Genomic DNA, 13,975 nt, shown 5'->3' with positions numbered 1-13,975 from the left:
CAGAATCCCTCCGGTAGGACGGCTTTGCGTTCACCGGAACACCCTTTCAGTGATAAAGCGCGCCCCCATGTCCGAGCCCGACGTCATCTCCATCCGCGGTGCCAGGGAACACAACCTCAAGACCGTCTCCCTGGACATCCCGAAGAAGAAGCTCGTGGTGTTCACCGGCGTGTCGGGCTCCGGCAAGAGCTCGCTCGCGTTCGACACGCTCTACGCGGAGGGCCAGCGCCGCTACGTGGAGAGCCTGTCCTCCTACGCGCGCCAGTTCCTGGGGCAGATGGAGAAGCCCCGCTACGACACGCTGCGCGGCCTGTCGCCCACCATCTCCATCGAGCAGAAGGCGGCCAGCAACAACCCGCGCTCCACGGTGGGCACCGTCACGGAGGTGCACGACTACCTGCGCGTGCTCTACGCCTCCATCGGCGTGCAGCACTGCCCCCAGTGCGGGCGCAAGGTGGGCAAGCAGAGCGCGCAGCAGATCGTGGATGAGATCATGAAGCTGCCCGCGGGCACCAAGCTCCAGGTGCTGGCGCCCATCGTCACCAACCGCAAGGGCGAGCACAAGGACCTGCTCACGGAGGCGCAGAAGCGCGGCTTCTCCCGGGCGCGCGTGGACGGGAAGCTGCGGGAGCTGGAGGAGCGCATCGAGCTGGACAAGAAGTCCAAGCACGACATCGCGCTCGTCATCGACCGGCTGGTGTTGAAGCCGGACCTGCGCACGCGCCTCACCGACTCCGTGGAGACGGCGCTGCGCGAGGGCAAGGGCACGCTCATCATCACGGACGAGAAGGGCACGCTCGCGTCCGACCGCGTGATGAGCGAACTGAACGCATGCCCCGCGTGCGGCCTGTCCTTCGGCGACCTGACGCCCGCGTCGTTCTCCTTCAACAACCCGCTGGGCATGTGCACGGACTGCAACGGCCTGGGCACCCGGCCGGAGATGGACGCGGACCTGCTGGTGCCGGACCAGTCCCGCAGCATCCGCGACGGCGCCATCGAGCCGTGGGCCAGCGGCATGAACCGGGGCGAGGGCTGGACGGCGGACTTCGTGGAGAGCCTGGCGGCGGCCTTCAAGATCGACCTGGACGTGCCGTACGCGAAGCTGACGAAGCGGGAGAAGGACACCCTGATGAACGGCGTCAAGGGCAAGTCCTTCACCGTGGAGTGGGGTGAGAGCGGCCAGTACAAGATGGAGTGGGAGGGCCTGCTCGCGCGCACCATGCGCAACTTCAAGACAACGACGTCGGAGGCGCGCAAGGCGGAGCTCCAGAAGTACTTCAGCGACAAGCCCTGCCCGTCCTGCAAGGGCGAGCGCCTGCGCCCGGAGAGCCGCGCGGTGAAGGTCCACGAGCGCACGCTGGTGGACCTGAGCCGGATGACCATCACCGACACGCGCGCGTTCCTGACGAAGCTGGACCTGTCCAAGCAGGAGGAGAAGATCGCCCAGGAGCTGCTCAAGGAGATCCGCAGCCGCCTGTCGTTCCTGGTGGACGTGGGCCTGGGCTACCTGACGTTGGACCGCACCGCGTCCACGCTGTCCGGCGGTGAGAGCCAGCGCATCCGGCTGGCGTCGCAGATGGGCAGCGAGCTGACGGGCGTCATCTACATCCTGGATGAGCCCTCCATCGGCCTGCACCAGCGCGACAACGGCAAGCTACTGGCCACGCTCAAGCGGCTGCGCGACCTGGGCAACTCCGTCATCGTCGTGGAGCACGACGAGGAGACGATGGAGGAGTCCGACTACCTGGTGGACTTCGGGCCGGGCGCGGGCGAGCTGGGCGGACAGGTGGTGTCCCAGGGCACGCCCAAGCAGGTGATGGCGGACGAGAACAGCCTCACCGGCGCGTACCTGTCCGGGCGCAAGGAGATTGAGATCCCGGAGTCGCGCCGGCCGCCCAATCCCAAGCATCAGATCTCCATCGTGGGGGCGACGGAGAACAACCTGAAGAACGTGGACGCGGACATCCCGCTGGGCATCTTCACCGCGGTGACGGGCGTGTCCGGCGCGGGCAAGTCCACGCTCATCAACGAAATCCTCTACCCGGCGCTGGCGCGGGCCCTCTACGAGAGCCGCGAGCGGATGGGCAAGCACAAGTCCATCAAGGGCCTGGAGCACCTGGACAAGGTCATCGACATCGACCAGCGGCCCATTGGCCGCACGCCGCGCAGCAACCCGGCCACGTACACCAAGGTGTTCGACGCCATCCGCGAGGTGTTCGCGATGACGCCGGAGGCGCGCACGTTCGGCTACGGCCCGGGCCGCTTCAGCTTCAACATCAAGGGCGGACGCTGCGAGGCGTGCGAGGGCGACGGCGTGAAGCTGGTGGAGATGCACTTCCTGGCGGACGTGTACGTGCCCTGCGAGGTCTGCAACGGCAAGCGCTTCAACGAAGCGACGCTGCGCGTGCGCTACAAGGGCAAGAACATCGCGGAGACGCTGGACATGAGCGTGCGCGAGGGCGTGGAGCACTTCGGCGCGCACAAGGACATCCTGCGCGTGCTCCAGACGCTCACGGACGTGGGCCTGGGCTACCTGCGGCTGGGCCAGCCCTCCCCCACCCTGTCCGGCGGCGAGGCGCAGCGCATCAAGCTGGCGCGCGAGCTGGCGCGCGTGGCCACCGGCCGCACGCTCTACATCCTGGACGAGCCCACCACCGGCCTGCACTTCGAGGACATCCGCAAGCTCCTGTCCGTGCTCAACCGGCTGGTGGAGGCGGGCAATTCAGTGCTCGTCATCGAGCACAACCTGGACGTCATCAAGAGCGCGGACTGGCTCATCGACCTGGGGCCGGAGGGCGGCGCGGGCGGCGGGCAGATTCTGGCCGTGGGCACGCCGGAGGAGGTCGCCCGGGTGGAGGCCAGCCACACGGGCCGCTACCTGAAGCACGTGCTGGGCAAGGCGCGCCGGGCCCGCGTGGGCAAGCGCGTGGACGCGGCGTAGGCGCCCTTGCAGCGCCTCACGAAAGTGCGGACCGGGCTGGTGGGTGGGTAAAGCTCCAGGAGCGACTGCTGGACCAGCTCGGGCTGCGCTTGCGCGGCATCGCACGTTGCGACGATGGAATGCACACCGCGATTGGACTGGGAGGGACGGCTGCGCCGGACGTTCGCGCCGGATGTCTTCGCCTGCTCTGGGGATGGTGGCCGCAGGAGGCTGCTGGCATGGATGGGCCGCTTGGGCCGGTCTGTGCCCCCAGGGGCGGCACAGCCTCTGCTCCGGCCCGGCGCGCAGTCCGCGTGTCACCCTCCATCGGCCTTCTGCCCTGGTTGCAAAGGACGCGCTTCCTCGCGGTGAAGTGCTCGCAGACACAGGTAGTCGAGCATCAGTGTCGCGCCCGCCAGCGCGGTAATGCCGCTCGTGTCGTAGGGCGGTGAAACTTCCACGAGGTCCATGCCCACGAACTCGACTCCATCGAGCCTGCGGAGGATGGCCCGGGCCTGCTGGGTGGTGAGCCCGCCCACCACCGGGGTGCCCGTGCCCGGCGCACAGCTCGGGTCCAGGCAGTCGATGTCGAAGGACAGATACGCCTTGCGGCCGCCGACGATGCGGTGGACCTCGCTGGCAACCCACGCCGCGCCGCGCTCGTGCACCTGGTCCGCGTCGAGCCACGTCAGTCCCAGCGGGTCGGCATTGAAGGTGCGGATGCCAATCTGGACGGAGTGCTCCGGGAGGAGGAGCCCCTCCTTCACCGCGTGGTGGAACATGGTGCCGTGGCTGATGCGGCCCTCCTCGCCCGGCCACGTGTCGGAGTGCGCGTCGAACTGCACGAGCGCGAGCGGCCCGTGCTTCCGTGCATACGCGCGCAGCAGCGGATAACTGATGAAGTGGTCGCCTCCCATGGCCACCAGCGAGATGCCCCGCTCGATCAGCTCATGCGCCTGCCAGGTGATGTGCGCGGGCACCTCCTGCGGCCGGCCGGGGTCGAAGGAGAAGTCGCCGTAGTCGATGACGCCCAGTCGCTTCATGGGATTGAAGCCCCATGGCCAGGGCGTCGCGGCGACACCGTTGGAAGCGGCGCGCAGGCCACTGGGACCGAAGCGGGCACCGGGCCGGTGCGTCGAGGCCAGGTCGTAGGGCACTCCCACGATGGCGATGTCCACACCCGTCAAATCGCGGGTGAAGGGGCAGCGGAGGAAGCCTGTGGCACCGGGGTATGTGTCCTGACCATGCATCGTTCAATACCCGGCGAGCCCGCCGCCGCGGCGCACGTGGCGCTCGGCGAGGTGAAAGAGGAAGAGCCCGAGCCCGAGCCAGGCCAGCCCGTTGAGGGCGGCGATGGCGAAGCCGGCCATCTCCAGCGGCTCCCCCCGAGCCATCATTCCGCGCAGCAGACCGGCACCGGGCGCGAGCGGCGCCACGGCCCCCACCCAGCGGCCGGTGTCGCCCCAGTCCTCCCAGGGCGTCGTCACCAGGAACAGCAGCCCGTACTGCGACAGCTGCAGGAGGCTGGGGATGCGCTTGAGGCGCAGGGCCAGCCCGCCCAGCGCGAAGCCCAGGCCCCATGCGGCGAGCACCACCGTCACCATCACCGGAACCACGCCCGGCGAGAGCGCCAGCGTCCGGCCGGTGATGATCAGGATGCTCCCCAGCACCGTGAGCAGCACGCCCAACTGCACCACCAGGTCCGCGGCCACTCGCGCCAGGAAGACCCGGGCCGGACCGAAGGGCGAGAGGAACAGCTGCTCCAGCGTCCCCATGGCCGCTTCACCCTGGACGGCCCACCCCACGCCGTTGAGCCCCAGCGCCGCCACGCTCCACAGGAAATAGCCCACGATGAGACCGTCCAGCCGGTCCCCCAGCGCGCCTGGTCCGGGGCCCGCCACGTACCGCACGCCCCAGAACAGCATGAGGAACACGAGGACCAGTGACACCAGCATCGTCACCATCTCCCCCGGATAGCGCCGGGACAGCGCCCAGCTGCGGCGCAGCTCCGCCAGGAAGAGTCCGTGCATGGCCGCCTATTCCCTCTCCGGAGGCAGGGCCTCCGGCCGCGTCACCTTGAGGAACACCTCGGTCAGGTCCGCCCTGTCTCGCTCCACCCGCAGCAGCGTGAGCGGCGCCAGGGCCTGGAGCACCCCGTACAGCCCCTCCGCGGGCCCGGGCCAGGTGACCTCGCCTCCCTGCGCGCTCGCCCCCAGCGACTGGAGCGACTGGAGCCGCGCGTGCGAGGGGGGCTCCTCCAACTGGATGACGTAGCGCTGGGCGGAGAAGCGCGCCAGCAGGGCCTGCGTCTCGCCCTCCGCCACCACGCGCCCGCCGTGGAGGATGCAGACCCGGTGCGCCAGCTCCTGCGCCACGTCCAACTGGTGCGTGGTGAGCAGCACCGCGCAGCCCTCCGAGGCCAGCTCGCGCACGAGTGCCTTCACCTCCTCGGCGGCCTCCACGTCCAGTCCGAGCGTGGGCTCGTCCAGGAGCAGCAGCCGGGGCTCGTGCACCAGGCCCACCGCGATGGAGAGCTTCTGTTGCATGCCGCGTGACAGCTCCTGCGCCTGCGTGCGCGCCCGGTCCGACAGCCGGAAGCGCTCCAGCAGCACCGTGGCCCGCCGCCGCGCCTGCCGCCCGGACAGGCCCCGGAGCACCCCGAAGTACTCCAGGTTCTCCTGCGCCGTCAGCCGCCAGTACAGGTTGCGGGTGCCCTCCAGCACCACGCCCACCTGCGTGAGCGCCCGCGCGTCCTGGTGCGGATCCCCGCCCAGCACGCGCACCGTCCCCGCGTCCGGACGGATGAGCCCGGACATCATCTTGATGCACGTCGTCTTCCCGGCCCCGTTCGAGCCCAGGAGGGCGAGCACCTCGCCCGCCTCCAGCGTCAGCGAGACGCCGCCCACCGCCACCACCTCACGCCCGTCCGAGTGGTAGCTCTTGTGCAGCGCCTCCGCGTGGAACACTTCCGCCCGCGGCCGCGTCACGGCGCAAAGCTCACGGCCCGGGGCGCGTACAGCCAACCGCCGACGCTGAAGCGCCGGTGCGTCCCGGCCTCGGGCAGCACCTCGCTCACGTAGTGGAGCGTGGCCCGCGTCGCGTCGAAGAGCACGATGCTGTTGTACTCCGCCTCCATCCGCACGGTGCCGCCATCCCGCGTGACGAAGTGCAGGGCCCCGCCATACTCCGGCCGCCAGTCGGGCGACAGGTACAGCGCGAAGGCCACGTGGCGCCGGTCGAAGTCGTCGATGTGGGGGGAGACGAAGTGGCTGCGCGCCATGACGCGGGGCGAGAGGTCGCCACCGTCCAGCGTCACCCCACACGCCTGCTCGAAGAAGCGCAGGAAGGGGGCCCCGAAGAACTCCGAGCGGAAGCGCAGGAACGTCATCACGTTGCGGCTGAGCCGGCACTCGGGGCGCACTCCGGCCATCATGCTCATGACATAGAAGCGGTCCCCGGGCGGGGCCGCGTACCACGCGTCCTCGGGCACGTAGTCGTCGTGGGTCGTGAGCTTGTAGCGCATGTCGAAGAGCGCCTCCTCCGCCAGGAAGCGCGCCAGGGACATGGCCACCTCCGGCTGGAAGAAGTCCCTCAGGACAAGAGCTCCCGCCGGGTGCTCGCGGTACTGCGCGCGATACCCTTCGAGCCGCTCCGGGGTCAGGTGCTGGGATTGGAGCCACGATTCGGGCGCCACCATGTCCACTGCCTCCTGCTTGCTGCGGGTGACGTGCTGCACGACTTCGTGGCCCGGAGCATCGGTGGATGCCCCGGAGCCGTCACTGCGTTCGGACCGCCAGTCCCGCGCCGCCGCGCCCCGGCCTCAGCGGCACCGGGCCGCCCGCGAGCGCGGGACCGGACAGTCACTGGGGCCCGGGTGGGCCCCCTTGCGTCAGCGGTCCTTCACCGCCACCGGGCGGACAGGCTCGATGGTGGAGATGGTTCCGCCGGTGCCCGGGTTGGTGCTGGTGGCCGCGTACGGATTGACGAGGTCGACGAGACCGTCGTGCTTGCGCAGCGCGGGGGGCACGTACGTGCCCTTCGCCACCACGCTCTGGGTCATCTGCATGTGGATTCACCTTGGAATACAACGAGTTGTCGCTGCATGAGCTGCTGCATCAGCCAGTACAGGTCTTCGCGGATCACCTCCTCCTCGGCGTTGAAGTCACGGCCGATGTCTCCGGCGATGTCGTCGAGCGTGCGCTCGCCCGACAGCCGCACCCAGACGAAGGCGCCCACGCCGTCGAGCGTGAGCGGGCCCTGTCCTCCGGGCATGAACTCCACGGTCCCCTCGGGCGTGTGCCGCCAGGGCACGTCCGCGCGCACCGGGTACGCGCGCCAGAGCGGAGCCCACGAGGGTGCGCCGGGCGGGTAGCGCCTGGAGCGCACCTCTCGCGCCAGTCGCAGCAGCTCCTCGCGCGGCAGGTCCGGTGGGTTCTCCACCGCATCCGGCGGGTAGAGGGGACGCAGTCCGGCCCCGATGAAGGGGGATGGGCGCTCCATGCGTGGCTCCCGGGGCTTGGGCTCAATCCGCCCGAGGATGGATGAGGCCGCTGGACAGGAGCTCCTTCGCGAGCGACTCCACGTCCGCGCGCGCCTGCGCCTCCGTCACCTCGAAGTGCTCCTGCAGCCGGGCCACGGCCTCGCGCAGCGGGGCGCCGCGCTCGAGGGTTTCCCAGACGAGCGTGCCGGTGGAGTTGAGGGTGAAGTAGAGGTTGCTCTTCAGGTCGACGATGACCGCTTCGCCCTCCATGACGGTGGACTGCAATTCGGCGCGGGGACGGTAGGCGGTCTCCAGGGAGGGTGCCTCGCTCGGGGTGGACATGGAACTCCTCGTGGGTTGCGGGCTCATGGGCGACCGGACAGCAAGAGATCGGCGAGGGCCTCGCCGATGGGCTGCCCGGTGGCGGATTGGTAGAAGGTGAAGCCGGGGGCGGGGTTGACCTCGAAGCAGCACAGCTCCCCGTCGGGCGTGCGCCGCAGGTCGATGCCGCTCACCACCATGCCCAGGGCCTGGCTCAGCGCCAGGCAGCGCTCGAGGTCGGCCGGAGGCAGGCTCGCCTCGCGAAGGGTGCACGTGTGGCCCTCGGCTTCGGCGAAGCGGTAGTCCGTCGCGCCGGAGCGCAGCTCGGTGACGAAGACGCGCGTGCCCACGACGTGGACGCGCACGTCGGTGCCAGGCACCTGTTCCTGGAACATCACCGGGCAGTGGCGGAGCATGTCCAGGCGCCCCAGGTCCTCCGAGGACACGCGGCGCACCACGGAGCGCTCGGGCCCCTGGGACTTGTAGATGACGCGCCCGTCGTGCTGTTCGATGAAGCGGCGCGCGTCCTCCGGCACGGAGGTGATGAGCGTGTCGGGCACGCGGAAGCCGTGGCGGGCGGCGATCATCTGCTGGTAGGGCTTGGACGCATTGGAGCGGCACGGCTCCGGCCGGTTGACGACGAGCCCGGGGAGGCTGTCCGCCCACGCGGCCAGGGCCGCCAGCCCCGCCTCGCGCGGGTCCCCCTCCGGCACGCCCGCGGGCCGCCACGCCCCCAGCACCTCATCGAGTTGGTGCAGGTACACGGACGTCAGCTCGGCGTGAGCCACCTCGCGCTGGCCGCAGCGAAGGCGTCCCTCACCGGGCGCGCCGGGAGACCAGACGGGCCCGAAGCCTTCGGGGTACTGCCGGGCATCCAGCAGCAGGACGTCCGCGCCCGAGGACAACAGCCGCTCGGTGAGGAAGGCCAGGGCCGGGTTGGCCAGCGCGCCCACGAGCAGAATCATGCCGCGCGCCCCTCGCCGGCGAGCCGCCGCGCCAGCGCCTCGGTCAGGGGCGTCGTCACTCCGTCCGCCGCGTCTTCCAGGCGAGGGCAGGGCTCCACGTCCAGGCAGGTGCCGGCCCCGGCCAGCGCCAGGGTGACGCGCGCGAAGCCCAGTCCCAGCCGTCCCACGAGCGACACGGCCCGGTCCACCAGCGGCGGCGGGGCCTCCCAGGGGTGCCAGGGCGAGCCCGGCTCGGACTGCCACTCGGCCGCGGCCAGCGAGGGGCCCACGACATAGAGGCGCGCGAGCGGCGCGTCCGGCACCCGGATGACACAGGCGGGCACCCGCGCGCGCAGCAGCACGTCCAGCGGCTCACCCGCGGCGGCCTGGGGCGCGGCCCTTCCGCGCAGCGAGCCCACGAGGAACCGGCCCTCCCCCACGAAGCGCGCTGCTTCGTCCGTGTCCGGCGTGACGAGCGCCTCCGGGGGATGCAGCCCCACGGCGCGCACGGCGTCCAGCGCGCCCGGGGCGAAGAGGAAGGGCCTGCGCGCGACGGGCGCCGAGGGCCGGTTGGCCACGAAGCACGGCAGGGCCTCCAGCAGCGCCAGCAGGCTGGCGCGGACCTCCGCGCGCACGTAGTGCGCATCCGCCTCGCTCATGCCCGGCTCCGGCACGAAGGGCGCGTGCTCGCGCGCGAGCACTCCGGAGAGGGCGCTCAAGGCGACCTGCTGCCCGTCGACTTCCAGGGCGCCCTCGGGACCTCCGGTGCGCGGGCGCCACGTCCAGTGCACCGAGGACACGGGCCGTGACGCGGCGGCCAGGACGGCGCGGACGCCCTCCCGCCACAGCCGGGCCTGGACCGCCCGCGCAAGCGGGTCTTCGGAGTGGGCCAGCAGGAGCACCACGGCCTCACGCCCCTTGTCCCGCCGCGGGCAGGGGCTGTCCCCTGGAGATGCGCCGGGCCTCGCCCTCGAACTCCTTGAGCAGCTCCGGGCTGGCGGTGGCCAACGGCACGTAGCGGCCCTCCACCATGGCGCCGTACTTGTGGGCGACGGCCCAGGCCACGCGCGCGTCCTCCAGCCCGGCGCGCTCGTTGCCCGGCGGGCCCACCAACACGGTGGTGGCCTTCTCCTCGTCGAGGAACGTCACCTCCGGCCCCAGCCCCAGCCCGCGGGTGTCCACCAGGATGAAGAGGCCGGGGCGCGCGCGGCGCACGGCGAGCGCCGGGCCCTCGCGCGTCCCCTTGTCCCAGGCATCGCGCCAGCGCCCCACCTCGTCGCACAGCTGCTGGACCAGGTCCTTGCGGCCTTCAATCCCCGTGTCGTAGTCGGCGGTGAAGTAGTAGGCCACCTTGCGCAGGTCCGTGCCCGGGGGGAAGACGTCCGCGTACGCGGCGAAGGGCTGCAGGTTGCGGACCCCGTATTCCGGGGCCTTGTCGTAGTAGGGGCTGAAGCGGTCCACGCGCAGCCGGCCCAGGCCCTGGGGCGGGTTGAGGTGGCGCAGCGCGGGCATCAGCGCCAGCACGTCCTCGTACTCCTGGGCCGAGTCCCCGGGGAACGCATAGAGCAGGTTCCAGGAGTTGGTGACGCCCGCGGCGCGCGTGTAGCGCAGCATCGCGATGTTCTGCGCGGCCGACACGCCCTTGTTCATCCGCTTGAGCAGTGGCGTGGACAGCGCCTCGATGCCGGGCTGGATGTGCGTGACGCCCGCGGCGCGCAGCAGCATGACCTTGTCCAGCGAGAGGTTGGCCTTCTCCTCGTAGAAGAGCTCCACGCCGGGCAGCTCGGCCGCCAGGCGCGGCAGGAGCGTGCGGAAGTAGCTGCTGGGCATGATGTTGTCCGTCAGCCACACCCGCTTCGTCGGGTGCTCGTCCAGGAGCGCCTTCAGGTCCGTGAGCACGCGCTCGGGGGACTTCTCCCGGAACTTCATGCCCAGTCCGTTGAGGCCGCAGAAGGTGCAGTGGTGCAGCTCGCCCCACCAGCACCCGCGGCTTGTCTCGTAGAGGACGTACGTCTCCCTGGCGGGGTCGCCCAGGTTCTCCAGGAGGCGCTGGCGCTGGGCGTAGTACTCCTCGTAGCGGGGGCGGGGCAGGGCGTCCATGTCCCTGCGCATGGCGCTGGTGACGATGCGCCGCTCGGGGCGGCGGCCGGCGCGCAGCTCGCGCAGCAGCTCCACGAAGGCGGCCTCGCTCTCGCCGGAGAAGATGTAGTCCACCGGGGCCCCCGTGGACGCGAGCCCCTGTGCCATCTCCCCCTCGCAGTTGGCACCGCCAAGAAGGGTGACGGTCTCCGGGCGGTGGCGCTTGACGGCCCTCAGCAGCGCGATGGCGGCGGCCGTCTGCTCGAAGGTGGTGGACGCCCCCACGACAGGGAAGCCGCACCGGGCGATGGCCTGGCCCATCCGGTCCGCCCAGTCGTAGGCACGTGCCTCCAGCTCCCGCATGCGCGCCAGGTCCAGCCGCATGCCGAACTGGGCGATGGCGCCGGTGAAGCGCTCGTCCTGGGAGCCATCCTCCGGCAGCGCCAGCACGGGCCGGTCGAACGCGGCCCGGGCGAAGAAGCGCTCGCCGAACAGCTCCGGCGTACAGGCGTAGTCACATGCCATGTCCACGTAGGTGCGCTGGCCCACCTCTCCAGCCAGGTGGAGGTTGGCGTAGAGCACCCGCGCCTCCAGGCCGGCCTCACGGGCACAGGCCTGGAGCAGGTGCACGCCCAGCCCGCCATAGGAGAAGCCGGCGAAGGGCGGGAGGATGAGCAGCGCGTCCGCCGGGGCCAGGTCGGACAGGTCGGGGACGGTGGGCGCCGTGTCCATCACGCGGCCCCCTGGGATGCCGGAGGCGTGCCGGCCACCTGGAGCCCGGGGACCCGGGTGACGGGCCCCGTTTCGCGTTCCTTTTCCTCCTCCTCGAGCCGCACGAGCAGGTCCACCGGCGCGGTGGCCAGCGGGACGAACCAGCCATCCACGTGGGCGGCCACGCGGCGCTCCAACGCCCACGCATGCGTGGTGCTGCTGGGATTCCGCGCGGGCATCAGCACCTCGCGCGCCTCCTCCCGCGTGAGGAAGCGGCCCTCCTGCGTGCCCTCCAGGCCCCGCCGGTCCACCAGGAAGAAGGCCTTCTCGGTGAGCTGGCGCACCTCCAGCACGGGCCGGGCCGCGCTGGACCAGACCTCGCGCCAGTGCCCCACCTCCTCCTTCAGCCGGGCGATGAGCTCCGGCGCCTGGCGCGCGCCGCTGGGGTACTCGCCATTGAAGTGGTAGGCGATCTTCGACAGGTCCGCGTGGGCCGGATACACGGAGGCGTAGCCCTGCTGGGGCGTCAGCCGGGTGATGCCGTAGGTGGCCGGGCGCATGAAGTAGGGGCTGAAGCGGTCGATGGTGAGCGGGTGCAGCCCCACGGGCGGCTGGAGGTGGCGCAGCAGCGGCACCAGCGCGATTGTCTCCTCGTAGTCGGCCGGTGAGTCCCCGGGGAAGTCGTAGAGCAGGTTCCAGGAGACGTTGAGGCCCGCGGTGGCCGCGTAGCGCAGCAGGCGCACGCTCTGGGGGCCGGTGAGGCCCTTGTCCATGCGCTTGAGCAATGGCGTCGACAGGGACTCGATGCCGGGCTGGATGTTGGCCACGCCCGCCTTCTTCAACGCCAGGCACTGGGCCAGGGAGAGGTTGGCCTTCAGCTCGTAATAGATGTCCAACCCCGGCACCTCCTCCGCCAGCCGCGGCAGCAGCGTGCGGAAGTAGGTGTGGGGCATGATGTTGTCGGCCATGAGGATCTTCCGTGTGGGGTGCGCGGAGACCAGGGTCTTCAGCTCGCGCAACACGCGCTCCGGCGTGCGCTCCCGGAACTTCATCGTCTCGCCGTTGAAGCCGCAGAAGGTGCACGGGTGCTTCTGTCCCCACCAGCAGCCGCGGCTGGACTCGCAGTGCAGCCACAGCTCGGCCTCGGCCAGTGCGGTGTCCGGCAGGAACACCTGGCGCTGGGCGAAGAACTCGCCGAAGTCCGGGGTGGGCAGCGCGTCCATGTTCATGCAGGGCGAGCCCTGGACGATCTGCGTCTTCGGCCGTTGGCCCTGGGCCAGCGCGGCCAGGAAGTCCACGAAGGCCTTCTCGCTCTCGCCGGAGAAGATGTGGTCCACGCGCGAGCGCAGCGACGCCAGCCCCTCGGCCATCTCTCCCTGGCAGTTGCCTCCGCCCAGGATCGTCACCACCTCGGGCGCCAGGGCCTTGATGCGCTCGAGCAGCGCGACGCTGGCGAGCGTCTGCTCGAAGGTGACGGTGCAGCCCACGACGCGGTAGCCGGCATCGATGATGCGCCGGGCCAGGTCATCCGCCCACGCGGAGGCCCGTTGTGAGGCGTCACGGTAGGCCTGCCAGTCCACGGAGAGGTTCATCTCGCTGGCGAGCTCGTCCTCGGTCGCCGCGGGCGCCGAGCCGCGCGGGTCCGCCAGCGGCAGGCCGAAGGCCGCCTCGGAGAAAAGCCGCTCTCCGCTCAGCTCGCTGTAGGGCGCGCCTCGACAGATGGCCTTGTAGAGGGACTCGCCGATGACGCCCGCCCACGTCAGGTTGGCGTACAGCACGTCCACACGGAAGCCCCGGTCCCGGGCGCACGCCTGGAGCAGGTGGGCCGCGAGCGAGGGGCAGTCCGTGGCGGCGAACGGAGGGACGACGATGAGCACGTCCCCACGAGGTGCCCCGGGTGTGAAGAGCTCAGGCAGCACGGAACCTCCGGTTCGGGTCAAGGTCAGCGGGAATGGGTTAGCAACCTGTATGCCCATCCCGCCGACCGTCGACGCTGATGGGCGGAAGCCCATGTCTGGAATGAGCTTGAGACCTTTCGTGTCACAGAGGCCGTGGGTCTGTAACACGGCAGGTTGCAGGCGACGGGGTTGACGCCCTGACGCCCCTCCCCTTCAGCAGGGAGCCTGGCGCGGATAGCCGCTCAGGGCAGGACGACGCAGCACTTCTGCCGGCAGCGCAGGCCGCTGGAGCAGTCGGCGTTGGTGGCGCACTCGGCCGGGAAGCAGGCCTCGGCCTGCGGCGCCTCGTCCACCTTCGAGAAGTCCGGCGTGGTGGCCTCCTTGGCGGGGGCCTCCTGCCGCGAGGACGACGCCTGGGGCTGCGGCGCCTTCTTGCTACACGCGGCCTCGTTGGCCAGCGCGGTAGATCCAAACATCGAGAACGCCAGGGCCACGAGCAGCATCGACTTCTTCATGGGATGTCCTCCAGGACGCGATGGATTGCCACAGCGAGACGGACGACGTGACCAGGATAGAGTCAGACGAAATCCCGCCAGACCCACCTTTGCCACCAATCCAGCTT

Annotated in this window: 13 protein-coding genes; 1 reads left to right on the top strand and 12 read right to left on the bottom strand. The window is 70.6% G+C overall.

Annotated elements, in window-relative coordinates:
- Nucleotides 1-67: 67 nt before the first annotated feature.
- The gene (uvrA, locus tag OV207_RS23130; protein WP_267557285.1) at nucleotides 68-2,941 is read left to right on the top strand and encodes an excinuclease ABC subunit UvrA; all 2,874 of its coding nucleotides are present in this window, start codon (nucleotides 68-70) and stop codon (nucleotides 2,939-2,941) included.
- A gap of 296 nt (nucleotides 2,942-3,237) precedes the next feature.
- On the opposite strand, the gene speB is transcribed toward uvrA, so the two are convergent.
- The 12 genes from speB to OV207_RS23070 form a co-directional block, all read right to left on the bottom strand.
- Entirely contained in the window at nucleotides 3,238-4,170 is a 933-nt protein-coding gene (gene speB / locus OV207_RS23125) for an agmatinase (protein ID WP_267557283.1), read from the bottom strand.
- A gap of 3 nt (nucleotides 4,171-4,173) precedes the next feature.
- On the bottom strand, nucleotides 4,174-4,950 hold the full coding sequence (locus OV207_RS23120) for an ABC transporter permease (RefSeq protein ID WP_267557281.1): 777 nt from the start codon (nucleotides 4,948-4,950) through the stop codon (nucleotides 4,174-4,176).
- A gap of 6 nt (nucleotides 4,951-4,956) precedes the next feature.
- A complete protein-coding gene (locus OV207_RS23115; protein WP_267557280.1) occupies nucleotides 4,957-5,907 on the bottom strand; it encodes an ABC transporter ATP-binding protein in 951 nt (316 codons plus the stop codon).
- The gene (locus tag OV207_RS23110) at nucleotides 5,904-6,617 is read right to left on the bottom strand and encodes a 2OG-Fe(II) oxygenase family protein (RefSeq protein WP_267557278.1); all 714 of its coding nucleotides are present in this window, start codon (nucleotides 6,615-6,617) and stop codon (nucleotides 5,904-5,906) included. The genes OV207_RS23115 and OV207_RS23110 overlap by 4 nt, the downstream gene beginning before the upstream one ends.
- Nucleotides 6,618-6,809: 192 nt before the next feature.
- Entirely contained in the window at nucleotides 6,810-6,986 is a 177-nt protein-coding gene (locus tag OV207_RS23105) for a hypothetical protein (protein ID WP_267557276.1), read from the bottom strand.
- Complete coding sequence (locus OV207_RS23100) at nucleotides 6,977-7,420, bottom strand: PqqD family protein (RefSeq protein WP_267557273.1); 444 nt, start codon at nucleotides 7,418-7,420, stop codon at nucleotides 6,977-6,979. The genes OV207_RS23105 and OV207_RS23100 overlap by 10 nt, the downstream gene beginning before the upstream one ends.
- A gap of 22 nt (nucleotides 7,421-7,442) precedes the next feature.
- On the bottom strand, nucleotides 7,443-7,742 hold the full coding sequence (locus OV207_RS23095) for a PqqD family protein (RefSeq protein ID WP_267557271.1): 300 nt from the start codon (nucleotides 7,740-7,742) through the stop codon (nucleotides 7,443-7,445).
- A 23-nt stretch (nucleotides 7,743-7,765) separates the two neighbouring features.
- On the bottom strand, nucleotides 7,766-8,686 hold the full coding sequence (locus OV207_RS23090) for an ATP-grasp domain-containing protein (protein ID WP_267557269.1): 921 nt from the start codon (nucleotides 8,684-8,686) through the stop codon (nucleotides 7,766-7,768).
- Nucleotides 8,683-9,570 carry a hypothetical protein gene (locus OV207_RS23085; protein WP_267557267.1) on the bottom strand — a complete coding sequence of 296 codons (888 nt, stop codon included), beginning with the start codon at nucleotides 9,568-9,570 and terminating at the stop codon, nucleotides 8,683-8,685. Before OV207_RS23085 ends, OV207_RS23090 begins: the two co-directional genes overlap by 4 nt.
- Before the next feature lie 4 nt (nucleotides 9,571-9,574).
- Nucleotides 9,575-11,476 carry a RiPP maturation radical SAM C-methyltransferase gene (locus OV207_RS23080; RefSeq protein WP_267557265.1) on the bottom strand — a complete coding sequence of 634 codons (1,902 nt, stop codon included), beginning with the start codon at nucleotides 11,474-11,476 and terminating at the stop codon, nucleotides 9,575-9,577.
- Complete coding sequence (locus OV207_RS23075; RefSeq protein WP_267557263.1) at nucleotides 11,476-13,374, bottom strand: RiPP maturation radical SAM C-methyltransferase; 1,899 nt, start codon at nucleotides 13,372-13,374, stop codon at nucleotides 11,476-11,478. The genes OV207_RS23080 and OV207_RS23075 overlap by 1 nt, the downstream gene beginning before the upstream one ends.
- Before the next feature lie 221 nt (nucleotides 13,375-13,595).
- Entirely contained in the window at nucleotides 13,596-13,868 is a 273-nt protein-coding gene (locus OV207_RS23070; RefSeq protein ID WP_267557261.1) for a hypothetical protein, read from the bottom strand.
- Nucleotides 13,869-13,975 lie beyond the last annotated feature (107 nt).

This window comes from Corallococcus sp. BB11-1, assembly GCF_026626625.1.
GTDB classification, from domain to species: Bacteria; Myxococcota; Myxococcia; order Myxococcales; family Myxococcaceae; genus Corallococcus; species Corallococcus soli.
This window is presented reverse-complemented; position numbering and strand designations above follow the sequence as displayed.

Excerpts from the sequence above, each read along its gene's own strand:
- uvrA (WP_267557285.1), top strand. The coding sequence starts at position 68 with ATGTCCGAGCCCGACGTCATCTCCATCCGCGGTGCCAGGGAACACAAC.
- OV207_RS23090 (WP_267557269.1), bottom strand. The coding sequence starts at position 8,686 with ATGATTCTGCTCGTGGGCGCGCTGGCCAACCCGGCCCTGGCCTTCCTC.
- OV207_RS23100 (WP_267557273.1), bottom strand. The coding sequence starts at position 7,420 with ATGGAGCGCCCATCCCCCTTCATCGGGGCCGGACTGCGTCCCCTCTAC.
- OV207_RS23095 (WP_267557271.1), bottom strand. The coding sequence starts at position 7,742 with ATGTCCACCCCGAGCGAGGCACCCTCCCTGGAGACCGCCTACCGTCCC.
- OV207_RS23120 (WP_267557281.1), bottom strand. The coding sequence starts at position 4,950 with ATGCACGGACTCTTCCTGGCGGAGCTGCGCCGCAGCTGGGCGCTGTCC.
- OV207_RS23110 (WP_267557278.1), bottom strand. The coding sequence starts at position 6,617 with ATGGTGGCGCCCGAATCGTGGCTCCAATCCCAGCACCTGACCCCGGAG.
- OV207_RS23070 (WP_267557261.1), bottom strand. The coding sequence starts at position 13,868 with ATGAAGAAGTCGATGCTGCTCGTGGCCCTGGCGTTCTCGATGTTTGGA.
- OV207_RS23080 (WP_267557265.1), bottom strand. The coding sequence starts at position 11,476 with ATGGACACGGCGCCCACCGTCCCCGACCTGTCCGACCTGGCCCCGGCG.
- OV207_RS23105 (WP_267557276.1), bottom strand. The coding sequence starts at position 6,986 with ATGCAGATGACCCAGAGCGTGGTGGCGAAGGGCACGTACGTGCCCCCC.
- speB (WP_267557283.1), bottom strand. The coding sequence starts at position 4,170 with ATGCATGGTCAGGACACATACCCCGGTGCCACAGGCTTCCTCCGCTGC.